Below are 22248 nucleotides of genomic sequence, written 5' to 3' on the forward strand. Positions count from 1 at the left end.
TGGCCGGCATGGCGGCAGCAGCGAGTTCCCTCGGCCGGTCCGGAGCCCTCGAGATCACCCGGCGGTTGGCGGCGATCTGCGGTCCACCGTTTTCCCGGCTGGCCGGGCCCGCCGACGAGGTGGCGGGGCGACCGGCGCGCTGGGTGGCCGTTCCCGGCGGCCCGCACGCTGCCGCCGAGGTGCTGCGACTGGCCGCCGTGCACGACCTGGCGGTGGTGCCCCGAGGCGCGGGCACGAAGATCGACTGGGGTGCCGCCCCCGTTCAGGTCGACATCCTGCTCGACACCGGCCGGCTGGCCGGCATCGGTCACGAGCCGGTCGACTCGCTGGTGACCGACGTGGGTGCCGGCACTCCACTGCGGGCGGTGCAGGCCACCCTGGAGCGCACCGGGCAGCGGCTCGCGATGGACGCCCCCTCACCCGGTGCGACCCTGGGCGGCGTGCTCGCCGCCGGCGAGGCCGGTCCGCTGCGCCACCGCCACGGCAGCCCCTGCGACCAACTGCTCGGTGTGCGTTACCTCGCCGCCGACGGCGAGTTGATCAGCGTCGGCGGTGGCGCGCCCGGGCTCGACCTGGCCCGCCTGCTCTGCGGCTCGCAGGGCGCGCTCGGCGTGCTGGTGTCGGCGAGCCTGCGGGTGCAGCCGGTGCCGGCGAGCAGGCTCTGGGTGTCCCGCCCGGTGTGGACGCCGTTGGAGGTGCACGACCTGGTCCGGACGATCCTCGCCGCTCGACTGGAGCCGTCGGCCATCGAGCTGGACCTGCCCGGAGGCACCCCTCGCCCGCGTACGCCGTACCCGCCCGGTCACCCGGCGGCCACCGCCCGGGAGCGTCACCCATCGATGTCCGGCCGGGCCGGCGCCCCGTCCCGGGCCGGCAGCCTGGTGGTGCTGCTGGAGGGCGGCCCCGCCGACGTCACCGAACGTGCCGAGCGGTTGGTCGGCCTGCTGCACGGGGAGGCGACGATCGCCCACTCCGCGCCGACGTGGTGGCGCCGCTACCCGTTCGCGCCCGGTGACACGGCGCTGCGCCTGGAGGTGCCCATCGGCGACCTGCACGCCGCCGTCTACGCGCTACGCGACGCGGCGGGAGCGCCGGTGCCGGTGCGCGGGTCCGCCGGGCTGGGCGTGGTGCACGCGGCGCTGCCCGGGGCACTGGCGGCCGATCGGGTGGCGTCCATTCTGGCCGCCGTCCGAGGGGTGCTGCTGGCCCGGCAGGGCCGCTGCGTCGTCGTCTCCGCTCCGGCAGCGGTCCGCCAGGCTGTCGACCTCTGGGGCGAGCTGGCCGGCCTGGCCCAGTTGCGGGCCGCGAAGCGGCACCTGGATCCGGAGCACCGGCTCGCCCCCGGGCGGCTCCCCGGCGGCCTGTGAGACCGGCCCGGCCGGGTGAGCCCGCCGAGGTCAGTCCATCCACCACCGGTGCATGTCCAGCAGCGGCGGGGTGAGACGGGCCACCAGCACCAGCAGGCTGCCGACCGCGCCGGCCAGCAGCAGTGACCGGCTCGCCCGGGGCAGGGCCTCGCCCTCCCGGGCGACCACCACCCCCGCGACGATCGCCAACGGCAGCCCGAGCACCGCACCCGTCAGGTAGAGCACTGCCACCACGGGGTGGAGCACCCCGAAGAAGGCCATGTCCTTCGGGTCGTACGCGCCGGTCAGCATCTCGGCCTGGCCGACGCCGGCGCTCGTCATTTGACCGACGTAGAGCAGCAGCACGGCGAGGAACCCGCCGATGGTCGCGAACTGCGCGACGATCAGGGCCCGGACCGCCGGCCGGGAGTACGGCGTGACCTGCGCAACGCTCGCCATGACAGTCAATCTACCGAGCGGACCCGATATCCGGGGGGCCGCGCGGCGGTCAGGTCGCGTCGTTGCGGAGCACCAGGACGGCGATGTCGTCCCGGGGCGGCTCGACCGAGAAGTTGATCGCTGCGGCGCGCAGCCGGGCGGCCACCACGTCGGCCGAATAGCCGGCCAGGGGCGCGGCGGCATCCCGCAGTCGGTCGGTGCCGAACAGCTCCCGGCCGCGCCGCCGCTCGGTGACGCCATCGGTGTAGAAGATCAGCGAATCGCCCGGTGCGAGCGTGATCTCAGCTGTCGGCGAGGTGATCGTGTCGAGCAGGCCGAGCGCGGTGCCGCCGGTGCCGACGAACTCGGCGCCGCCCGCACCGGCCAGCAGCACCGGCCGGTCGTGCCCGGCGAGGTGCAGCGACACGTCCAACTGGTCGCCCTCGCCCGGCCCGACCGCTGCCAGCGCCAACGTGCAGTAGCGACCGCCACCGCGCTCGACAAGTGTCTCGTTGAGCCGCGCCAGCGCCTCCGGCAACGGCTTGCCGTCGCCGACCAGCACCCGGATCACGTCCCGGACCAGCCCGGTCACGGCGGCGGCCTGCACACCCTTGCCGGAGACGTCACCGATCACCACCAGCCAGCGCCCGTCGGGCAGCGGCACCACGTCGTAGAAGTCGCCGCCCACCTCGGCGTCGTCGCCGGTCGGGACGTACTCGGCGGCGAAACCGATCCCGTCCACCAGCGGCAGCACCGGCGGCAGCAGTGACTGCTGGAGCGTCTGCGCCACCCGACGGCGCTCGGCGTGGATCCGGGCGTTCTCGATGGCCAGCGCGGCCCGCCGGGCCACGTCCTCCAACACCGCCACCTCGTCGGGGTCGTGCCGGTGCCGCTGGTGCCGCCCCACCGCCAGGGTTCCGAGCCGCTGCCCGCGGGCGATCAGCGGGACCGCGAAACCCTCCATCGGCCCGCCCAGGGGGATCTGCGCCGCGCTGCGGGACGCCTCGCGCAGGCGGGCCTGGATCGAGTCCGGCCCGGTCTCCGCCAGCACCTTGTGCAACTGCGGAAGCATCGACTCGTCGGCGTGGCTGGCCGCCGCCAGCCGAAGCCGGCCCCACTCGTCGGCGGTGTGCACAGCGCACCACTGACCGAGTCGCGGCACCACCAACTGCGGCACCAGCGCCATCGTCAGGTCGACGTCCAACGACTGGGCCAGTAGTTCGCTCGCCTCGGCCAGGAACGTCAGCCACACCTGCCGGCGGACGTCGGCCCGGCGCAGCCGGTCGTTCTCCAGGTGCAGCGACAGCCGCTCGGCGGTGAGCACCGCCAACGGTTGGGCGTACGCCGACGGCGCGGCGTCCAACTCCAGCTCACCGGCGTACGGGCGGTGCACAGTCAGTGGCACCCGGAGCAGCTCGCTGCCGGGGCGGGCCGGCCGACCGAAGCGGGCCAGCACCTGGCGGCCCTGCCCGTCGCCCCGGTCCAGGCGGATCGTGCCGCCGGCCGCGCCCACCATCTCGGCGACCCGGCTGAGCAGGCTGGTGGCGAAGTCGGGCAATGGGTCGTCCCCGTACAGGTCGGGGGCGGTCTGCATGAGCTCGCTCATCGCGCTGGCGCTCGGCGCGGACCCGTCGGCGCTCGTCCGGGGGCCGGCGTTGGCCGGTGTCGATTCGCCGATGGCGCCCCTGGAGGGCGGGTCGGCGCCGGGGCGGTCCAGCCGGAACCAGACGCCCTTCCCGGTGGGCAGGTACGTGGTGCCCCAGCGGCTGGCGAAATGGTCGACCAGCAGCAGGCCCCGGCCCCGCACGGAGACCTCGTTGATCTCGGTGGAGTCGTTGCGGTCGCCGACGGTCAGTTCGTCGCCCGAACCGGGGGCGAAGTCGGAGACGGTGACGGTCAGCCCGATCTCGTCCGCGACGACCTCGATGTCCAGTTCGGTGCGGGCGTGCTCCACGGCGTTGGTGGTCAGCTCGGTGGTGAGCAGCAGCGCCTCGTTGGCCAGCTCGTCCAGGTGTGACTCGGTCAACACCGAGCGGACCACGGCACGGGCGGCGGCCGGCGTACGGCGGTCGGCGGGCAGCCGGACACGCCGGACGGCCCCGTCCCGGGCCCCGGCCGTCGCGGGCCCCGCCTCGGCTGACACCCCCGTATCCTCCACCGTCCCCCTGCCGGGTGCCAAGCCGATCACCGATCGCGGGCCGTCGCGTCGGTCAGCGGCACCGGTGGCGGCGCGCAGGTTGACGCGTCGAAACGACCGGTGCGGGAGCCGGGCGAGGTTTTCGCCGCGCCGTGCCGGCTCGACACCGGTCGGGCGGATCGACGCGCGATCGATGCCACCTGGCGGGTCGCGCACCCTGGCACCGCGGCGCGCGCGGGCACAATATGGGGTGCCGGTGTGTCCGCACGGACCGGCGCCCCCCGAGTTGAGCGAGGAATGATGACCACGTCGAAGCAGTCGGTGGCGGATCCGTCCGCGCCCGACCACGAGGCGCTCCTCGGTGAGTTGGCCGAGGCACTGCGACGGATCGGGCGCGGCGACCTGAAGGTCCGGCTTCCCCGCCGGGCCGGCGCGGCCGGCGAGGTGGCGGACGCGTTCAACGAGGTGGTCTCGCTCCAGGAGCGGCAGTACCTGGACCTGCGGCGGATCAGCCGGATCGTCGGTCGCGACGGCCGGCTCACCGAGCGGCTCGACGACGAGGGGCTGGACGGCTCCTGGGCGGAGGGGCAGCGGGCGATCAACTCGCTGATCGACGACCTGGGACGACCGACCACCGAGATCGCCCGGGTGATCGTGGCGGTCGCCGACGGTGACCTGTCCCAGCACATGGCGTTGGAGATCGACGGTCGGCCGCTGCGCGGTGAGTACCTGCGCATCGGGCGGACCGTGAACACGATGGTGGACCAGCTGTCGTCGTTCTCCAACGAGGTGACCCGGGTGGCCCGCGAGGTGGGCACCGAGGGCAAGTTGGGCGGCCAGGCCGACGTGCGGGGCGTCGCCGGCACCTGGAAGGACCTCACCGACTCGGTGAACACCATGGCGTCGAACCTGACCGGTCAGGTGCGGTCGATCTCGCAGGTCGCGACGGCGGTCGCCAAGGGCGACCTGTCGCAGAAGATCACGGTCGGCGCGCGTGGTGAGGTGGCCGAGTTGGCCGCCACGATGAACTACCTCACCGACACGCTGCGGCTCTTCGCCGAGCAGGTGACCCGGGTGGCCCGTGAGGTGGGCACCGAGGGCAAGTTGGGCGGCCAGGCCGAGGTGCCGAACGTGGCCGGCACCTGGAAGGACCTGACCGACAGCGTCAACTCGATGGCGTCGAACCTGACCGCCCAGGTCCGTAACATCGCGCAGGTTTCCACTGCTGTGGCGCGCGGCGACCTGTCGCAGAAGATCACGGTGGCGGCGCAGGGCGAGATCCTGGAGCTGAAGGACACCGTCAACACGATGGTGGACCAGTTGTCGTCGTTCGCCGACGAGGTGACCCGGGTGGCCCGTGAGGTGGGCATCGAGGGCAAGTTGGGCGGTCAGGCCCAGGTGCGCGGCGTCTCCGGCACCTGGCGGGATCTCACCGAGAACGTGAACCAGTTGGCCGGCAACCTGACCAGCCAGGTCCGCAACATCTCCCAGGTCTCCACCGCCGTGGCGAAGGGTGACCTGTCGCAGAAGATCACTGTGGACGCACAGGGCGAGATCCTGGAACTGAAGAACACCGTCAACACGATGGTGGATCAGTTGTCGTCGTTCGCCGACGAGGTGACCCGGGTGGCCCGTGAGGTGGGCACCGAGGGCAACCTGGGTGGTCAGGCGCAGGTGAAGGGCGTTTCCGGCACCTGGCGGGACCTGACCGACAACGTGAACTCGATGGCGTCGAACCTGACCAGCCAGGTCCGCAACATCGCCTCGGTGACCACTGCGGTGGCGAAGGGTGACCTGTCGCAGAAGATCACTGTGGACGCGCGGGGCGAGATCCTGGAGTTGAAGTCGACCGTCAACACGATGGTGGATCAGTTGTCGTCGTTCGCCGACGAGGTGACCCGGGTGGCCCGTGAGGTGGGCACCGAGGGCAAGCTGGGCGGCCAGGCGCAGGTGCGCGGAGTCGCCGGCACCTGGCGGGACCTGACCGACAACGTGAACTCGATGGCCTCCAACCTGACCGCCCAGGTCCGCAACATCGCCCAGGTCTCCACTGCGGTGGCGAAGGGTGACCTGTCGCAGAAGATCACCGTGGACGCGCGGGGCGAGATCCTGGAGTTGAAGTCGACCGTCAACACGATGGTGGATCAGTTGTCGTCGTTCGCCGATGAGGTCACGCGGGTGGCCCGTGAGGTGGGCACCGAGGGCAAGCTCGGTGGTCAGGCGCAGGTGAAGGGCGTTTCCGGCACCTGGCGGGACCTGACCGACAACGTGAACTCGATGGCGTCGAACCTGACCAGCCAGGTCCGCAACATCGCCTCGGTGACCACCGCCGTGGCGAAGGGTGACCTGTCGCAGAAGATCACCGTGGACGCCCAGGGCGAGATCCTGGAGCTGAAGTCGACTGTCAACACCATGGTCGACCAGCTCTCGTCGTTCGCCGACGAGGTGACCCGGGTGGCCCGCGAGGTCGGTATCGAGGGCAAGCTCGGTGGTCAGGCGCAGGTGAAGGGCGTTTCCGGCACCTGGCGCGACCTCACCGAGAACGTCAACCAGCTCGCCTCGACGCTGACCACGCAGTTGCGGGCCATCGCCCAGGTGTCCACCTCGGTGACCCGCGGCGACCTGACCCAGCGGATCGCGGTCAAGGCGCAGGGCGAGGTCGCCGAGCTGAAGGACAACATCAACCAGATGATCGTCACCCTCCGGGAGACGACGAAGAAGAACGCCGAGCAGGGCTGGTTGGACTCCAACCTCGCCCGGATCGGCGGCCTGTTGCAGGGCCAGCGCGACCTCGGCGAGGTCTGCCGCATGATCATGACGGAGGTGACTCCGCTGGTCGACGCCCAACTCGGCGCCTTCTTCCTGGCCGACGACACCGACGGCAGCATGCGGCTGCGGCTGACCTCCTCGTACGGGTACGTGGCACGGGGTCACGACGTCACCTTCGGGCCGGGTGAGGGGCTGGTCGGGCAGACCGCGCTCTCCCGTCGCACGATCCGGGTCAGCGCCTCCCCGAACAGCCGGCTCACCCTGCGCTCCGGCCTGGCCGAGACACCCCCGTCCGACCTGGTGGTGCTCCCCGTCCTGTTCGAGGGCGAACTGCTCGGGGTGATCGAGTTCGCCAGCGTGTCGGCCTTCTCCGAGCTGCACCTGTCGTTCCTGGAGCGGCTGGTGCTCACCATCGGCATCGCTGTCAACACCATCCAGGCCAACCGGCGTACGGAGGAGCTGTTGGCCCAGTCGCAGCGGCTGGCGCACGAGATGCAGGAGCAGTCGGCGGAGTTGCAGCGCACCAACGCCGAGCTGGAGGAGAAGGCCACGCTGCTGTCCGAGCAGAAGGGCAACATCGAGACGAAGAACCGGGAGATCGAGCTGGCGCGGCTGGGCCTGGAGGAGAAGGCGCAGCAGCTGACCCGGGCATCGGCGTACAAGTCGGAGTTCCTGGCCAACATGAGCCACGAGCTGCGGACCCCGCTGAACTCGTTGCTGCTGCTGGCCCGTCTGCTGGCCGAGAACTCGGAGCACAACCTCAGTCCGAAGCAGATCGAGTTCGCCCGGACCATCCACGGTTCCGGCTCCGACCTGCTACGACTGATCGACGACATCCTCGACCTGTCCAAGATCGAGGCGGGTCGGATGGACGTCGAGCCGACCGAGATTCGCTTCACCGAGCTGCGCGGCTACGTCGAGCAGGCGTTCGCGCCGCAGGCCGAGGAGAAGAACCTGGACTTCCAGGTACGGGTGAGCAAGGATCTGCCGCCGGCGTTGGTGACCGACGCGCAGCGGTTGCAGCAGATCCTGCGCAACCTGCTCTCCAACGCTGTGAAGTTCACCGACAACGGTGCCGTGACGTTGCGGATCGCTCCGGCCGCGGAGAACGCGGTCTTCGACGTCCCGGCGCTGACCAACGCCCAGCAGGTGATCGCGTTCACCGTGATCGACACTGGCATCGGCATCTCCGACGACAAGCTGTCGATCATCTTCGAGGCGTTCCAGCAGGCCGACGGCACTACCAGTCGCCGGTACGGCGGCACCGGCCTGGGCCTGTCGATCAGCCGCGATCTGGCCCGACTGATCGGCGGCACCATCACCGTCTCGTCCGCGCCCGGTCAGGGCTCGACCTTCACCCTGTTCGTGCCGCAGGTGCTGGCCCCGGACGCCGTGGTCGCGCCCCAGGCTCCGTCTCCGCAGCGCGCCGGCCTGCCGTCGTCGTTGCTGATGCCGCCGCTGGAACTGCTGCCGGACCGGCCGGAGGCACCGGTCACCCGTCAGCTGGACGGCGCCACAGTGCTGATCGTGGACGACGACGTCCGCAACGTCTTCGCCTTGACCAGCGCGTTGGAGCTGCACGGGATGACCGTGCTGTACTCGGACAACGGGGCGGACGGTGTCCGCCTGCTGGCCGAGCACCCGGAGGTGGACATCGTGCTGATGGACGCCATGATGCCCGACCAGGACGGTTACGAGACGACCCGCCAGATACGCCGCAACCACCGGTTCGCCGACCTTCCGGTGGTCTTCCTGACCGCGAAGGCGATGCCGGGTGACCGTGAGTCGGCGCTCGCTGCCGGGGGCAGCGACTACATCACCAAGCCGGTCGACCTGGACGACCTGATCGAACTGATGTCGTCCTGGATCAACGGCAGCCGGACCGAGGAGACTTCGTGACCCAGATGGCCAAGGCCCTGCTCGTGGACGACCGGCGGCAGAACCTGACGGCCCTGGAGGCGATCCTCCAGGGCCTGCCGGTCCAGTCCGTGGCGGTGGAGAGCGGCGAGGCGGCGCTCAAGCAGCTGCTGGTGGACGACTTCGCGGTGATCCTGTTGGACGCGCAGATGCCGGACATGGACGGCTTCGAGACGGCGAGCCACATCAAGCGCCGCGAGCGGACCCGGCACGTGCCGATCATCTTCCTCACCGCCGCCGACCGGGACGCCCAGCTCGCCCTCCGGGGTTACCAGGTGGGCGCTGTGGACTACCTCACCAAGCCGTTCGACCCGTGGGTGCTCCGGGCCAAGGTGTCGGTCTTCGTCGAGCTGTGGGTGAAGACCCGGCAGTTGGCCACCCAGTCGGATCTGGTCCGGGAGCGTGACACGCAGTGGCGGCGGCTCACCGACGCTGTCGACGAGGCCACCACGCTGCTCCGCTCGGACGACCCGGAGGTCCGGGACCGGGCGGTACGGATGCTCGAACAGGCCCGCTGGGGCAACACCGCCTGACGCGGCGGGGCGGTTCAGCCGGTGGGCTGGTCGTTGCGGATCATCAGGGCGCTGCGCAGGCCGGTGATGTCCAGAACGCGGATCAGGAAGTCGCCCACGTGCGTCAGCATCAGCAGGCTCTGCGCGTGACTGGCCTTGCGGCTGAGCACGACCAGGGTGCCCAGGCCCTGCGAGTCGCAGAAGGTGACACCGCCGAGGTCGAGCACGATCTTCGGGGGTGGGTCGGCCAGCACCTCGTTGACGACGGTGGAGAGCTGCGCCGCCGTGAGCATGTCGATTTCACCGGCCAGGCGCAAGACTGCTTCGTCGCCCGTCCGGTGTAGCGTGATGGACAGTTCGGCACGATCCACCCGGTCAGCCTAGCGCGATCCGACCGACCTGGCCTGTCGAGGCCGCGAGCCGTTCCCTTCCAGGCCGCGAGGCCCCCCGTGTCGGTGCCGCTGACCGGCGCAGGTCATGGGTGAGCCGGGTAACCCCACAACGGGGTGGCTGCTGGTTGACGGTCCGGCGCTGTCACAATGGCGGCATCGTGACCGACATCTTTCCCGCCGGGTCCGGCCGCTATCCAGCCGACGCGCCGGCCTCCGAGGCCCTGTTCGACCGCGCCCGCGCCATCGTGCCGGGCGGGGTGAACTCCCCTGTGCGCGCCTTCCAGGCGGTCGGCGGCACCCCGCGTTTCATGGTCCGTGGTGAGGGCCCGTGGCTGCACGACGCCGACGGTCGCCGTTACGTCGACCTGGTCTGCTCCTGGGGTCCGCTGATCCTCGGGCACGCCCACCCGGAGGTGGTGGAGGCCGTCCAGGCCGCCGCCGCCCGGGGCACCAGCTTCGGCACGCCCACCCCCGGTGAGGTGGAGTTGGCCGCCGAGATCGTCGCCCGGACCCCGGTCGAGCAGGTCCGCCTGGTCAACTCCGGCACCGAGGCGACCATGTCGGCGATCCGGCTGGCCCGCGGCTTCACCGGCCGCTCGAAGATCGTCAAGTTCGCCGGCTGCTACCACGGCCACGTCGATGCGCTGCTCGTCGCCGCCGGCTCCGGCGTGGCCACCCTGGGCCTGCCCGACTCGCCCGGCGTGACCGGCGCGGCGGCCAGCGAGACGATCGTGCTTCCGTACAACGACATCCGGGCCGTCGAGGAGGCGTTCGCCGCCGAGGGCGAGCACATCGCCGCGGTGATCACCGAGGCCGCCGCCGGCAACATGGGCGTGGTGGCCCCCCGCGACGGCTTCAACCAGCAGCTCGCCCGAATCGCGCACGCACACGGCGCCTTGCTCGTGGTGGACGAGGTGATGACCGGGTTCCGGGTCTCCCGCGCCGGGTGGCACGGCCTCGACGCCTCCGACGCCGACCTGTGGACGTACGGCAAGGTCATGGGTGGTGGCCTGCCCGCCGCGGCGTTCGGCGGGCGCGCGGACATCATGGCGCGGCTCGCGCCGGCCGGCCCGGTCTACCAGGCCGGCACCCTCTCCGGTAACCCGCTGGCCTGCGCCGCGGGTCTGGCGACCCTGCGGCTCGCCGACGACGCGCTGTACCAGCGCCTCGACGAGACGGCCGCCGTCGTGGGCAAGCTGGCGTCCGACGCGTTGGCCGCCGCCGGGGTCCCGCACCGACTGTCGTACGCGGGCAGCATGTTCTCGGTCTTCTTCACCGACGCCGACGTGGTCGACTACGACAGCGCGCGCACCCAGCAGGTGCCGGCGTTCAAGGCGTTCTTCCACGCGATGCTCGCCGCCGGCGTCTACCTGCCGCCGAGCGCGTTCGAGTCGTGGTTCGTGTCGGCGGCGCTGGACGACGCCGCTCTGGAACACATCGCCGACGCGCTGCCCACTGCGGCGAACGCGGCGGCAGCGGCCGGTCACGGGGGGTAGAAAACCTTGAGCAAGACGGTGGTGCACGTGCTTCGGCACGGCGAGGTGTACAACCCCGACCAGATCCTCTACGGCCGGCTGCCCGGTTTCCGCCTCTCCGAGCTGGGCGTGCAGATGGCCAAGGCCGCCGCGCAGGGCCTGGCGGAGCGGGAGATCGTGCACGTGGTGGCCAGCCCGCTGGAGCGCGCCCAGCAGACCGCCGAGCCGATCGCCGCCCAGTTCGGGCTGCCGGTCGGGGTGGACGAGCGGCTGATCGAGAGCGCCAACTGGTTCGAGGGCAAGAAGGTCTCCCCGGGTGACGGGTCGTTCCGCGACCCGCGTAACTGGTGGGTGCTGCGCGACCCGGTGACCCCGTCCTGGGGCGAGGCGTACCGGGTGATCGCCGAGCGGATGTTCGCCGCCGTGCAAGCCGCCCGTGTCGCCGCCGAGGGCCGCGAGGCGGTGCTGGTGTCGCACCAGCTCCCGATCTGGACTTTGCGCCGTTACGTCGAGCGCAAGCGGCTCTGGCACGACCCGCGCAAGCGGCAGTGCGGGCTGGCGAGCCTCACCTCGTTCCACTTCGACGACGCGAAGGTGGCGGGCATCGGCTACAGCGAGCCGGCCGCGCACCTGATCGCTCTCTCCGCGACAGCCCGGACGGCCAAGGGGGCCTGATGAACGCCCGGAGGTGGACCGCCGGTCTGCTCGCCACCGTCGCCGCGGTGGCGCTTGTCGGCTGTACGTCGTCGAAGGCGCAGGAGAAGACCTGCACGACCACCACCGACGGGATCTTCGAGTGCGCACCGGATCAGCGCTCCGCACCCCCGACGGTCGCCGGTGAGCTGCTGCTCGGCGGCAGCTACGACGTCAGCGAGGCGCGCGGTCAGGTCGTAGTGGTCAACTTCTGGGGTTCCTGGTGCGCGCCGTGCCGCGCCGAGGCAGACGACCTGGAAGCCGTCTACCAGGCCACCAAGGGTTCCGGGGTGAACTTCCTCGGCATCAACGTCCAGGATTCGCGGGACAAGGCCAAGGCGTTCGAGAAGGGCAGGGTCACCTATCCGAGCCTGTTCGACCCGTCCAGCAAGACGGCACTCGCCCTGGACATCCCGCCGAACAGCGTGCCGGCGACTGTGGTGCTCGACCGGGACGGCCGGATCGCGGCGGTGATCCGGGCCGCCGTCAAGCAGGAGGGCCTGCAACCGATCGTCGAACGGATCGCCGCCGAGAAGTCAGCGCCGAACTGATGGGCGACACCTTCCGGGAGTTGGCCCTCAACGGGCCGCTGCTGCTCGCCATCGGCGCGGCGGCGCTCGCCGGCCTGGTCAGCTTCCTCTCCCCGTGCGTGCTTCCGCTCGTCCCCGGTTACCTGTCGTACGTGACCGGCCTGGCCGGCGCCGACCTGGAGGGCCGACGGCCCGCGGCCGATCCCGCACCGGCCGGCGGGGGTGTCGCGGTCAAGGAGCGGGTCGCGCGAGTCGGCGCGGTCAAGGGTCGGGTGCTCGCGGGGACGCTGCTCTTCATCGGCGGCTTCACAGTCGTCTTCGTGGCCACCGCGATCCTCTTCGCCAGCATCGGCCGCGTGTTCTTCGACTACAAGCGCGAGTTGCAGATCGGCGTCGGCGTGCTGGTCATCGTGGCGGGGTTGAGCTACCTCGGGATGATCCCGGCCCTGCAACGGGAGTTCCGGATCTCCCGGTTGCCGTCGGCCGGGCTGCTCGGCGCACCGGTCTTCGGAGCTGTCTTCGCGCTCAGTTGGGTGCCCTGCACCGGCCCCACGCTCGGCGCGGTGATGGGCATGGCCACCGCCAGCGGCCAGAGCGACCGCGCTGTGGTGCTCGCCGTGGCGTACTGCCTCGGGTTGGGGATACCGTTCATCGTCTTCGGGCTGGGCTTCGAACGCCTGCTCGGGGTCTTCCGCGCCGTCCGGCGCAACAGCCGCTGGGTCACCCGGGTCGGCGGCGCTCTGCTCATCCTGATCGGCCTGGCCCTGGTCACCGGCGGATGGCAGAGCTTCGTGATCTGGCTGCAGACCACCGTCGGGGTGGGCGAGGTGAGCATCTGATGACGGTCGTCGACGACCGACCGGAGACCGTGGCGCCCGCGCCACGCCGCCGGCCGAACCGGCTGCTGGCCCTGCTGCGCAACTCGTGGCGGCAGCTCACCAGCATGCGTACGGCGCTGATCCTGCTCTTCCTGCTCGCGATCGCCGCCATCCCCGGCTCGGTGCTGCCGCAGCGCGGGATCAGCCCGGAGAAGGTCAACGAGTACTTCGTCGACCACCCGGACTGGGCCCCCCGACTGGACCGGATCGGCGCGTTCGAGGTCTTCGGGTCGGTCTGGTTCTCCGCGATCTACCTGCTGTTGTTCACCTCCCTGATCGGCTGCATCACGCCCCGGCTCCGCGACCACGTCCGCACGCTGCGGTCCCGGCCGCCGGCCGCGCCGAAGCGGATGGCCCGGCTGCCCCAGCACACAGTGATGCCAGCCCCGCCCGGCGGTGCGGTGGCGATCGCCGACGCGCTGCGCAAGCGCCGCTGGCGCGTGGAGGTGCGCGGCGACGAGGTCTCCGCCGAGAAGGGCTACCTCAAGGAGACCGGCAACCTGCTGTTCCACACCTCGCTGATCGCCGTGCTGATCGGCGTGGCGCTCGGCTCCTGGTACGGCTGGAGCGGCAATCGGCTGCTGGTGGCCGGCGCGGACAACGCGTTCTGCAACACCCGCCAGCAGTACGCCGAGGCGAAGCTCGGCCCCCGCGTGAACAGCGCCGACCTGCCCCGCTTCTGCCTGCGGCTGGACGACTTCGAGGCCCGGTTCCTGGCGTCCGGTCAGCCGGAGTTCTTCAACGCCACGGTCACCGTCGACGGCCCGGACGAGCCGACCCGCAGCGCCGACTTCTCGGTGAACTCGCCGCTGCGCCTGAACGACGCGAGCGTCTACCTGCTCGGCCACGGGTACGCCCCGGTGATCCGCTACACCGACCGGTTCGGCAACAGCCAGATCAGTGACGAACCGTTCCTGACCACCGGCGACATGGGCCTGACCAGCGAGGGGCTGGCGGCCTTCCCGGACGCGAACGTCGACCCGGCGACCGGCCAGCGCGCACCGGATCAGCAGATGGCGTTCACCGGCATCTACCTGCCCACAGCGCCCGAGCAGGCGCCGTTCGTCCGTTCGCAGTACCCGACCGAGCGCAACCCGGCGCTGAACCTTGTCGCGTACCGGGGCAACCTCGGCCTGGACGCCGGTATCCCCGGCTCGGTCTACCAACTCGACCAGCGGCAGGTGCGGGCCGGCAAGGTCAAGGAGGTCGGCACCAAGCTGCTCCGCAAGGGCGAGACCTGGAAGCTTGACGACGGCACGACAGTCGAGTTCCTGGGCACCGAGCGGTACGTCACCCTCTCCATCCGGCACGATCCGGGCTCGACGATGCTGCTGGTCAGCTGCGGCGTGCTACTGGTCGGGCTGATGGGTTCGCTGTTCGGGAAACGCCGCCGGGTGTTCTTCCGGGTGGTGCCGGCCGACCCCGGGGAAGGATCTCCGACGAGCGGTAGTAGCTTGATGGAGGTCGGTGGGTTGCCGCGTACCGACTATCCAGGGTTCGCCGACGAGTTCACCCAGCTGGTCGCCGCCGTCAGCGGTGCCGAAGGGGCTGGTGCTGGCGCTGACTCCGCTGACCGGGCCGGCGTGCGAGAAGGAGCCGAGTGATGTCCGCACTCTCCGACAATCTGGTGACCTTCGCGATCCTGGCGTACCTGGTCGCGATGATCGGCCACGCCGTCGAGTACGCGCTGGGCAACGTGCGTACCCGGGTCGCCACGGCGGCTCCGGCGCGCGAGTTGGTCGGCGCCGGCGGCGGTGTCGTCCCGACGCCGTCCGCGCCGATTCCGTCGCCGCCCACGGCAGACCGTTCCACAGGGCGGGCCCGGCTCGCGGGCCTGATCGGGGTCGGTGCCACGGCGGTCGCCGCAGCGCTGCACCTGGCGGCGCTGGTGACCCGTGGGCTCGCAGCGGACCGGATGCCCTGGGGCAACATGTACGAGTTCGTGCTCACTGTGACGTTCATCGGGGTGGCCGCCTGGCTGGTGGTGCTCTGGAAGCGACAGTCGCTGCGCAAGCTCGGGCTCTTCCTCACCCTCGTGATGGTGCTGCTGGTCGCCACCGCCGAGCTGGTGTTGTACGTGCCGATCGTGCCGCTGGTGCCGGCGCTGAACTCGTACTGGTTCGTCATCCACGTCTCGACGATCGTCTTCGCGTCCGGCATCTTCCTGCTCGGCGTGGTGCCGGCGGTCGGCTTCCTGATGCGCAACGGGTACGAGCAGGGCAAGCGGAGTTTCCCGTACACCCTGGCGAAGCGGCTGCCCGGCGCGGTCGGCCTGGAGCGGCTGACCTTCGCGCTGCACGCCTTCGCGTTCCCGATCTTCACCTTCGCGGTGATCGCCGGTGCCATCTGGGCCGAGGCGGCCTGGGGTCGGCCGTGGGGCTGGGACCCGAAGGAGACCTGGGCGTTCATCTCCTGGGTGGTGTACGCCGGCTACCTGCACGCCCGCGCGACGCCCAGCGTCAAGCGCAACGTGGCCACCTGGATCGCGGTGCTCGGCTTCCTCACCATGCTGATGAACCTGTTCGGCGTGAACATCTTCTTCACCGGCCTGCACTCCTACGGCGGGCTGGACTGACAGTGGCAAGGCGGTGCGGGCCGGTCACGGATTCGTCAGTGACCGGCCCGGCGTCTACCGCGTGGGTTGCCAGGCCCGCAACGTCCGCTCGACCTGCCGGGTGACCTGGTAGGAAACCTCCGGTAGATCGGCCAGCTCGATCCGCTCGCCGCGCAACGCCAGTTGGGCGTGCAGCTCCCGAGCGACGGCGTCGCGAAGCTCGACCAGTAGGGGCGACAACCCGTTCGGGTCGCCGACGACGTACGCATCCGGCATGGATTCACTCTGCTCCCGCGTCCCGCCGTTCGGCCACGGACGGTGAGATGTGTCTGCCGGGCTTGACCGGTCCTGGGCGGCGACGTGGCGGTGTCCCGCGCCCGGTCGGCCGTTGATCCACTCGGCTTGCAGGAAGTCGGGGTGTCCTGCGCCCTGGGACGGCCCGACTTCCTGAAACCTGAGTGGATCTTGCGGTGGCGCGCAGGGCGTGGGCCTGCACGCCGGCCTCTTCGGGCCGTTCATCCTCGGCCGCACCGCCGACGGCAGTTGGCTCGGCTTCCTCGACAACCAGATCGGCGGCACCGCCGTGGACGACATCAACGAGCTGGCGACCCTGCTCGGAGGGTGGGAGAGTCTGCGCAGTGACGCGCTGCCCCGGCAGCAGTCGATCGACCTGCTCGAGGAGATCGTGAAGCCATGGATCTGACCGGAGCCCCCTGGCACAAGTCCACCCGGAGCGGCAACAACAGCGGTGCGTGCGTCGAGGTCGCCGACAACCTGGCCGGTCGGGTGCACGTCCGCGATTCCAAGGACCGCGACGGCGGCCTGCTGACCTTCACCCCCGCCGCGTGGCGGGCCTTCGTCGAGCTGGCCCGCACCCGCTGACCGACCACTGAGCCCGGCGGCCCTGCGATCAGCCGCCGAACCAGCCGGGTACGTCGAGCCGGAACCAGTTGGCCGAGGCCATCGTGCGCAGGTCGTCCTCCAGGGCGGTGACCCGCTCTGGGCCGAGGGTGTCGGCCCACTGTGCGCGCAACCGGTCGAAGATCTCGGCCGAGCGGCGTAGCCCGTCGGCACCGCGTGGGGTCACCCGGACCAGCCGACGTCGGGCGTCCGATGGGTCGTCGACCCGTTCCAGGTAGCCGACGGCGACCAACCGGTCGACGGTCTTGCCAGCGGCCTGCTTGGAGATGCCCAGCCGCTGACCCAGCTCGGTGGCGGTGGTGCCGTCCGCGCCGACGGCCTGGAGCACGAACCCGTGCAGCGGTCGCAGCTCCGGATGCCCCTCCCGAGCCAGCTCGGTGTGCAGGTCGTCGATCAGCGTCCGGAAGCCGGCCAGCAGCAGCAGCGGTAGCTGGAAGCCGGGCCGGGCGGGATCAGCGGTTGCCATCTTCGACAACCACGTTTACTATTTCGTCAACCACGTTGACTATCGTAACGTCCCCCGACCCAGGCTCCGGGAAGCAGGTAACCATGTCCGTCTTCACCGCCCACACCGCTGAGACAGCACCCGCCGCCGCCCGTCGGTCCATCGAGGGAGTACGCGGCCGGTTCGGCTGGCTGCCCACCCCTGTGGCCCTGATGGCCGATTCGCCGCAGTTGCTCACCGGCTTCCTCACCGCCAGCACGGGCTTCGAGCAGACCGACCTCACCCCGCTGGACCGGGAGGTGGTCATCCTGACGGTCTCCACCAGTCATGAATGCCATTTCTGCGTCGCCCTGCACACCGGCAAGCTCACCGGACTCGGCGCGACCGCCGAGCTGATCACCGCGCTGCGTGCCGGCTCGGTGCTGCCCGACCCGCGCCTGGAAGCGCTGCGCCGCTTCACGCTGGCCGTGCTGAACCACCGGGGCGCGGTGCCCGACGACGAGATGGACGACTTCCTGGCCGCCGGCTACCAGCCCCGGCACGCGCTGGACGTGGTGCTCGGCGTCGGCGCGTACACCATGTCCACCTTCGCCAACCGGCTCACCCGGGCACCGCTCGACCCTCCACTGGCCGCCCACGCCTGGTCGCCCGCCGCCTGAGCGAGGACACCTGCGGACCCCTGCTCAGGCCGCCTGAAGGAAGTCCCGCAGCAGGGCGAGCATCTCGTCCGGGCGCTCCTCGTACAGCCAGTGCCCGCAGTCCTCGATCACCTCGCCGCGCACCGTGTCGGCGTAGCGGCGAACCTGCTCGGCGATCTGCCCACCGAGGCTGGCCGCCGCACCGACGGCCAGCACCGGCATGGTCAGCTTCGTGCCCCGGTACGCCGCGTTGTCGGCGATGTCCTGCTCGAACGCCCGGAAGTAGGCGAAGCTGGCCCGCAGATGCGCCGGGTCGCGCAGATGGCTGGCGAACTCCTCGATGTCGGGCGCGGCGATGCTGCCCTTGCGCACCATCAGCGCGTCGGTGAACTTGTCCACCCAGAGCGACTCCCGCCCGTCGACCAATGCCTCCGGAAGCCCGTTGCCGAGGGAGAAGTAGCCGAAGTTCCACACCCCGGGCCCGGCCGAGGTGAGCGCGGGGAACGTGTAGATGCTCTCGTCGGGGATCGGCGCCTCGGTGAGCGCCAGCCGACTCACCCGCTGCGGATGGGCGGCGGCGTACGCGTACGCCACCATGGTCCCCAGGTCGTGCCCGACCAGCCGGAGGTCACCGACCAGGCCGAGCTGGTCGAGTAGTCCGTGCAGGTCGGCGGCGACAGTCTTCTTGTCGTACCCGCCATCCGGGGCGTCGCTGCCCCCGAAGCCGCGCAGGTCGGGCGCGACCACCTCGAAAGAGCGCCCCAACTCGGGCAGCAGGTGCCGCCACATGTACCAGCACTGCGGATACCCGTGCAGCAACACCAGTGGCGGACCGGCACCCCCACGGACGTAGTTCATGGTGATCTGGCCGACCCGAGCCCGTTGCTCAGTGAACCCCGCCGGAACCCGCTCCCCGCCCATGGCCGCCTCCGTCCGCCCCCGCGTGCCCGCTGCCGTCCGCCAGGCGCCTGCCCGGCTACCCGCTCAAACGCCCGCCATGCCCGCGAGGTTCGGTGATCCACTCGCCTTCCTTGAAGTCGCGGTGTCCGGCGGCCTGGGACACCGCGGTTTCCTGAAAGCCGAGTCGATCGAGACCCGGCTGCATTTGACGTCGGGGGATCGCGAGCGTCACAGCACCCGGCCTGGGTGGTGCGGGAGCCGGTGCGGGAGACTGGGCGGCATGGCGGCTCGTGGCTTCCCGTACACCGATCTCAAGGACTTCATCGCGGCGCTGGAGCGCGCGGGGGAGTTGCGCCGGATCGACGTCCCGGTCGATCCGACCCTGGAGATCAGCGAGGTGGTCACCCGCACGGTGCGGGCCGGCGGCCCGGCGCTGCTCTTCGAGCGTCCGACCCGGGGCGAGATGCCGGTGGCGATCAACCTGTTCGGCACCGAGAAGCGGATGGCGATGGCCCTCGGCGTCGACTCGCTGGACGAGGTCGGTGCCCGGATCGGCGCGATGATCAAGCCGGAGCTGCCGGTCGGCTGGTCGGGCATCCGGGAGGGTCTCGGCAAGGTCATGCAGCTCAAGTCGGTGCCGCCGCGCAAGGTGAAGACCGCCCCCTGCCAGGAGGTCGTCTACCGGGGTGAGGACGTCGACCTCAACCGGCTGCCGGGGTTGCAGGTCTGGCCCGACGACGGCGGGATCTTCCACAACTACGGGCTGACCCACACCAAGCACCCGGAGACCGGCAAGCGCAACCTCGGCCTGTACCGACTCCAGCAGCACGGCCGCAACACCCTGGGCATGCACTGGCAGATCCACAAGGACTCGACGGCGCACCACGCGGTCGCCGAGCGGCTCGGGCAGCGCCTGCCGGTCGCGATCGCGATCGGCTGCGACCCGGTCGTCTCGTACGCGGCCAGCGCGCCGCTTCCCAGCGACATCGACGAGTACCTGTTCGCCGGGTTCCTCCGCGGCGAGCGGGTGGAGATGGTCGACTGCCTCACAGTGCCGTTGCAGGTGCCGGCGCACGCGCAGATCGTGCTGGAGGGCTACCTGGAGCCGGGTGAGCGGCTGCCCGAAGGGCCGTTCGGCGACCACACCGGCTTCTACACGCCGGTCGAGCCGTTCCCCGTGCTGCACATCGAGGCGATGACCATGCAGCGCAAGCCGGTCTACCACTCGATCGTCACCTCGAAGCCGCCGCAGGAGGACCACGGCCTCGGCAAGGCCACCGAGCGGATCTTCCAGCCGCTGCTCAAGCTGATGATCCCGGACATCGTCGACTACGACCTGCCGGCCGCCGGCGTCTTCCACAACTGCGCGATCGTCTCGATCCGCAAGCGCTACCCGAAGCACGCGCAGAAGGTGATGAACGCGATCTGGGGCGCGCACCTGATGTCGCTGACCAAGCTGATCGTGATCGTCGACGAGGACTGCGACGTGCACGACTACAACGAGGTCGCCTTCCGGGCCTTCGGCAACGTCGACTACGCCCGGGACCTGCTGCTCACCGAGGGTCCGGTGGACCACCTCGACCACTCGTCGTACCAGCAGTTCTGGGGCGGTAAGGCTGGCGTCGACGCGACCCGCAAGCTGCCCACCGAGGGCTACACCCGCGGTTGGCCGGAGGAAATGACCATGGCCCCCGAGGTCACCGCCCTGGTCGACAAGCGCTGGAAGGAGTACGGAATCTGATGGCCGTCATCGACGCACCGGCGGCGAAGCCGGGCCGGACCAAGTCCTTCCTGAAGCTCGTCGCCGTCGAGCACTCCGTCTTCGCGCTGCCGTTCGCGTTCCTCTCGGCGCTGGCCGCGATGCAGAGTCTCGGCGGGCGCGTACGGTGGCTCGACCTGCTGTTGATCACCGTGGCGATGGTCGGGGCGCGGACGTTCGCGATGGCCGCCAACCGGATCCTCGACCGCAAGATCGACGCGCGGAACCCGCGTACCGCCGGCCGGGAGCTGGTCACCGGAGCGGTGAGCGTGCGGACGGCCTGGACCGGCGCCGCCGTCGCACTTGTGGTCTTCCTCGTCGCCGCCGCCCTGCTCAACCCGCTCTGCCTGGTGCTCGCGCCGCTCGCCGTGGTGCCGCTGGTCGTCTACCCCTACGCCAAGCGGTTCACCAACTGGCCGCACGCCATCCTCGGGATCGCCCAGGCGGTCGGCCCGGTCGGCGCCTGGCTGGCGGTCACCGGCACCCTGGACGGCTCCGGGCCCGCCTGGCTGCTCGGCGCGGCCGTGGGGCTGTGGATCGGCGGTTTCGACCTGATCTACGCCTGCCAGGACTCCGAGATCGACCGGGAGATCGGCGTGCACAGCGTGCCCGCCCGGTACGGTCGGCGCTTCGCGCTGCACGCCTCCACCGTCGCGCACGTGGTGACCTTCGCCCTGTTCATCTGGTTCGGCGCGCTGATCGGTCTCGGTTGGCTCTGGTGGATCGGGCTGGCGCTGACCGCTGTGGCGTTCGGCTACCAGCACCTGGTGGTCACCCCGACCGACCTCAGCAAGGTCAACCGGGCGTTCTTCACCGCCAACGGGTTCGTCGGCATCGCGCTGTTCCTCTTCGCCCTGCTCGACCTGGTGATCCGGCTCGGCCTGCGGCCGTGAGGCTGGGTGGGTCCGGTTCGGCCTACGGCCCTGAGACGGGCGGGGTGGCGCTGACCGGGTAGCGGGCGCTCTCGAAGGTCCAGTCGACGGTCCCGCGCACGGCGTTCGCGATCCCGTCGAGATGGTCGGCGACCGCCTGGTCCAAGGCCGGGCCGAACGACGGCACCGCGGCTCGCAACGCGACGAAGCGCCGCATCGCATCCCGCCAGTGCTCGGCCGCCCGTTCGAGCGCCTCCGCCTCCGGCACGCCCAGTTCGGCCTCGATGGCGAGGACCAGGTTGTGCCCGCCCGCGGTCACCCGGTCCCGTTCCAGCGAGGCCATGTCGTTGTACCAGGAGAGCAGGTCGTTGCCGGTGTGGGCGATCTGACGCAGCAGCGGGTGGTGGTGGACCGGGTCGGGCAACGGTCGGCCGCTGACGAACTCCACCAGCGGGTACGACACCTCCGCGGCCGAGGTCGACCGACGTAGCTCGACGAACTCGTCCACGCTGGGACGGTGGCCGGCCTCCTTGTTGACGGCCTCCTGCCAGGTGCCGTCGAGGTGCCGGGCCACGGCGTCGGTGAAACGCTGTCGCCACCGGGCCGGCATCCGGCGGCGCGGCTCCCGCCAGGCCAGCACCAGCAGTCGCCGCAGCGGGCCGGTCAGCCCGGTCTGCCGCAGCCGGGTGCCGTCGTGCAACAGCGCCAGTGTGCCGTTGCGCAGCGCCCGGATCTGCTCCGGCGTCAACCGGTGCGGCCCGTCGCAGGCGTCATCGACCAGGAAGAACCAGGTGAACAGCGCGGTCAGCACCCGCAGGTCGGCTTCGGTCGCCGCCGGGTAGAGCCGCCCGGCGTACCGGGCGAAGGCGCCCCGGGACAGCCGGCGCAGCGCGGCGTCGTCCACTGAGTGGCCGAGCTCGGGCAGCAGACCGAGCAGCCAGGCCTGCACACGATCGGCGTGGGGTGGTGGAAGCCGGGGCGGGATCGGACATTCGGCACGCAGCGCCCGGAGGATCTCGCCGGTCGTCACCGATGCCTCCTCTTCGAGATGGTTCCGGTGCGAATCGCCAGC

General features: G+C 70.9%; 21 protein-coding genes. 14 read left to right on the forward strand and 7 right to left on the reverse strand.

Features of this window, described 5'->3' with window-relative positions:
- The first annotated feature begins 8 nt into the window (after positions 1 to 8).
- Positions 9 to 1367 carry an FAD-binding oxidoreductase gene (locus ACLJOK_RS17445; RefSeq protein ID WP_410819862.1) on the forward strand — a complete coding sequence of 453 codons (1359 nt, stop codon included), beginning with the start codon at positions 9 to 11 and terminating at the stop codon, positions 1365 to 1367.
- A 30-nt stretch (positions 1368 to 1397) separates the two neighbouring features.
- Here ACLJOK_RS17445 and ACLJOK_RS17450 read toward each other — a convergent pair whose 3' ends face one another.
- Together ACLJOK_RS17450 and ACLJOK_RS17455 are read right to left on the reverse strand one after the other, a co-directional pair.
- The gene (locus ACLJOK_RS17450) at positions 1398 to 1805 is read right to left on the reverse strand and encodes a hypothetical protein (RefSeq protein WP_410819863.1); all 408 of its coding nucleotides are present in this window, start codon (positions 1803 to 1805) and stop codon (positions 1398 to 1400) included.
- A gap of 49 nt (positions 1806 to 1854) precedes the next feature.
- Positions 1855 to 3927, reverse strand: a complete 2073-nt coding sequence (locus ACLJOK_RS17455; protein WP_410819864.1) for a SpoIIE family protein phosphatase — start codon at positions 3925 to 3927, stop codon at positions 1855 to 1857.
- Positions 3928 to 4218: 291 nt separating this feature from the next.
- Between ACLJOK_RS17455 and ACLJOK_RS17460 the strand changes: the two genes are divergently transcribed.
- Both ACLJOK_RS17460 and ACLJOK_RS17465 read left to right on the forward strand, forming a co-directional pair.
- Positions 4219 to 8589 carry a HAMP domain-containing protein gene (locus ACLJOK_RS17460; RefSeq protein ID WP_410819865.1) on the forward strand — a complete coding sequence of 1457 codons (4371 nt, stop codon included), beginning with the start codon at positions 4219 to 4221 and terminating at the stop codon, positions 8587 to 8589.
- Positions 8586 to 9140, forward strand: a complete 555-nt coding sequence (locus ACLJOK_RS17465; RefSeq protein ID WP_196920611.1) for a two-component system response regulator — start codon at positions 8586 to 8588, stop codon at positions 9138 to 9140. Before ACLJOK_RS17460 ends, ACLJOK_RS17465 begins: the two co-directional genes overlap by 4 nt.
- A gap of 14 nt (positions 9141 to 9154) precedes the next feature.
- Here ACLJOK_RS17465 and ACLJOK_RS17470 read toward each other — a convergent pair whose 3' ends face one another.
- Complete coding sequence (locus ACLJOK_RS17470) at positions 9155 to 9490, reverse strand: STAS domain-containing protein (RefSeq protein ID WP_088951070.1); 336 nt, start codon at positions 9488 to 9490, stop codon at positions 9155 to 9157.
- 179 nt (positions 9491 to 9669) lie between these two features.
- Here ACLJOK_RS17470 and hemL point away from each other — a divergent pair, with 179 nt between their 5' ends.
- From hemL to ccsB, 6 genes are read left to right on the forward strand one after another with little or no spacing between them, the layout of a single operon-like run.
- On the forward strand, positions 9670 to 11007 hold the full coding sequence (gene hemL / locus ACLJOK_RS17475) for a glutamate-1-semialdehyde 2,1-aminomutase (protein WP_410819866.1): 1338 nt from the start codon (positions 9670 to 9672) through the stop codon (positions 11005 to 11007).
- Positions 11008 to 11013: 6 nt separating this feature from the next.
- Positions 11014 to 11661 (forward strand): histidine phosphatase family protein, encoded by a 648-nt coding sequence (locus tag ACLJOK_RS17480; RefSeq protein WP_410819867.1) that lies wholly within the window; start codon positions 11014 to 11016, stop codon positions 11659 to 11661.
- Positions 11661 to 12230 carry a TlpA family protein disulfide reductase gene (locus ACLJOK_RS17485; RefSeq protein WP_410819868.1) on the forward strand — a complete coding sequence of 190 codons (570 nt, stop codon included), beginning with the start codon at positions 11661 to 11663 and terminating at the stop codon, positions 12228 to 12230. The genes ACLJOK_RS17480 and ACLJOK_RS17485 overlap by 1 nt, the downstream gene beginning before the upstream one ends.
- Positions 12230 to 13048: a cytochrome c biogenesis CcdA family protein gene (locus ACLJOK_RS17490; RefSeq protein ID WP_410819869.1), complete on the forward strand. Its 819-nt coding sequence runs from the start codon at positions 12230 to 12232 to the stop codon at positions 13046 to 13048. The genes ACLJOK_RS17485 and ACLJOK_RS17490 overlap by 1 nt, the downstream gene beginning before the upstream one ends.
- Positions 13048 to 14691: a cytochrome c biogenesis protein ResB gene (locus ACLJOK_RS17495; protein WP_410819870.1), complete on the forward strand. Its 1644-nt coding sequence runs from the start codon at positions 13048 to 13050 to the stop codon at positions 14689 to 14691. The genes ACLJOK_RS17490 and ACLJOK_RS17495 overlap by 1 nt, the downstream gene beginning before the upstream one ends.
- Positions 14691 to 15662 (forward strand): c-type cytochrome biogenesis protein CcsB, encoded by a 972-nt coding sequence (gene ccsB, locus ACLJOK_RS17500; RefSeq protein WP_410819871.1) that lies wholly within the window; start codon positions 14691 to 14693, stop codon positions 15660 to 15662. The genes ACLJOK_RS17495 and ccsB overlap by 1 nt, the downstream gene beginning before the upstream one ends.
- Before the next feature lie 54 nt (positions 15663 to 15716).
- On the opposite strand, the gene ACLJOK_RS17505 is transcribed toward ccsB, so the two are convergent.
- Complete coding sequence (locus tag ACLJOK_RS17505) at positions 15717 to 15917, reverse strand: hypothetical protein (RefSeq protein WP_410819872.1); 201 nt, start codon at positions 15915 to 15917, stop codon at positions 15717 to 15719.
- Between the two features lie 208 nt (positions 15918 to 16125).
- On the opposite strand from ACLJOK_RS17505, the gene ACLJOK_RS17510 reads away from it, so the two are divergent.
- Together ACLJOK_RS17510 and ACLJOK_RS17515 are read left to right on the forward strand one after the other, a co-directional pair.
- Positions 16126 to 16344: a Scr1 family TA system antitoxin-like transcriptional regulator gene (locus ACLJOK_RS17510; RefSeq protein WP_410819873.1), complete on the forward strand. Its 219-nt coding sequence runs from the start codon at positions 16126 to 16128 to the stop codon at positions 16342 to 16344.
- The gene (locus ACLJOK_RS17515) at positions 16335 to 16523 is read left to right on the forward strand and encodes a DUF397 domain-containing protein (RefSeq protein ID WP_410819874.1); all 189 of its coding nucleotides are present in this window, start codon (positions 16335 to 16337) and stop codon (positions 16521 to 16523) included. The genes ACLJOK_RS17510 and ACLJOK_RS17515 overlap by 10 nt, the downstream gene beginning before the upstream one ends.
- 28 nt (positions 16524 to 16551) lie before the next feature.
- On the opposite strand, the gene ACLJOK_RS17520 is transcribed toward ACLJOK_RS17515, so the two are convergent.
- A complete protein-coding gene (locus tag ACLJOK_RS17520) occupies positions 16552 to 17028 on the reverse strand; it encodes a MarR family winged helix-turn-helix transcriptional regulator (protein ID WP_410819875.1) in 477 nt (158 codons plus the stop codon).
- An 83-nt stretch (positions 17029 to 17111) separates the two neighbouring features.
- On the opposite strand from ACLJOK_RS17520, the gene ACLJOK_RS17525 reads away from it, so the two are divergent.
- A complete protein-coding gene (locus ACLJOK_RS17525) occupies positions 17112 to 17666 on the forward strand; it encodes a carboxymuconolactone decarboxylase family protein (RefSeq protein WP_410819876.1) in 555 nt (184 codons plus the stop codon).
- Positions 17667 to 17690: 24 nt separating this feature from the next.
- On the opposite strand, the gene ACLJOK_RS17530 is transcribed toward ACLJOK_RS17525, so the two are convergent.
- Positions 17691 to 18566: an alpha/beta fold hydrolase gene (locus tag ACLJOK_RS17530; RefSeq protein WP_410819877.1), complete on the reverse strand. Its 876-nt coding sequence runs from the start codon at positions 18564 to 18566 to the stop codon at positions 17691 to 17693.
- 259 nt (positions 18567 to 18825) lie between these two features.
- On the opposite strand from ACLJOK_RS17530, the gene ACLJOK_RS17535 reads away from it, so the two are divergent.
- The gene (locus ACLJOK_RS17535) at positions 18826 to 20286 is read left to right on the forward strand and encodes a menaquinone biosynthesis decarboxylase (RefSeq protein ID WP_410819878.1); all 1461 of its coding nucleotides are present in this window, start codon (positions 18826 to 18828) and stop codon (positions 20284 to 20286) included.
- Positions 20286 to 21197 carry a menaquinone biosynthesis prenyltransferase MqnP gene (mqnP, locus tag ACLJOK_RS17540; RefSeq protein ID WP_410819879.1) on the forward strand — a complete coding sequence of 304 codons (912 nt, stop codon included), beginning with the start codon at positions 20286 to 20288 and terminating at the stop codon, positions 21195 to 21197. The genes ACLJOK_RS17535 and mqnP overlap by 1 nt, the downstream gene beginning before the upstream one ends.
- A gap of 22 nt (positions 21198 to 21219) precedes the next feature.
- On the opposite strand, the gene ACLJOK_RS17545 is transcribed toward mqnP, so the two are convergent.
- Positions 21220 to 22206, reverse strand: coding sequence for a terpene synthase family protein (locus ACLJOK_RS17545; protein ID WP_410819880.1), 987 nt, complete (start codon positions 22204 to 22206; stop codon positions 21220 to 21222).
- Between the last annotated feature and the right edge of the window lie 42 nt (positions 22207 to 22248).

The organism is Micromonospora sp. 050-3 (genome assembly GCF_046549335.1).
Classification (GTDB): domain Bacteria; phylum Actinomycetota; class Actinomycetes; order Mycobacteriales; family Micromonosporaceae; genus Micromonospora; species Micromonospora trifolii.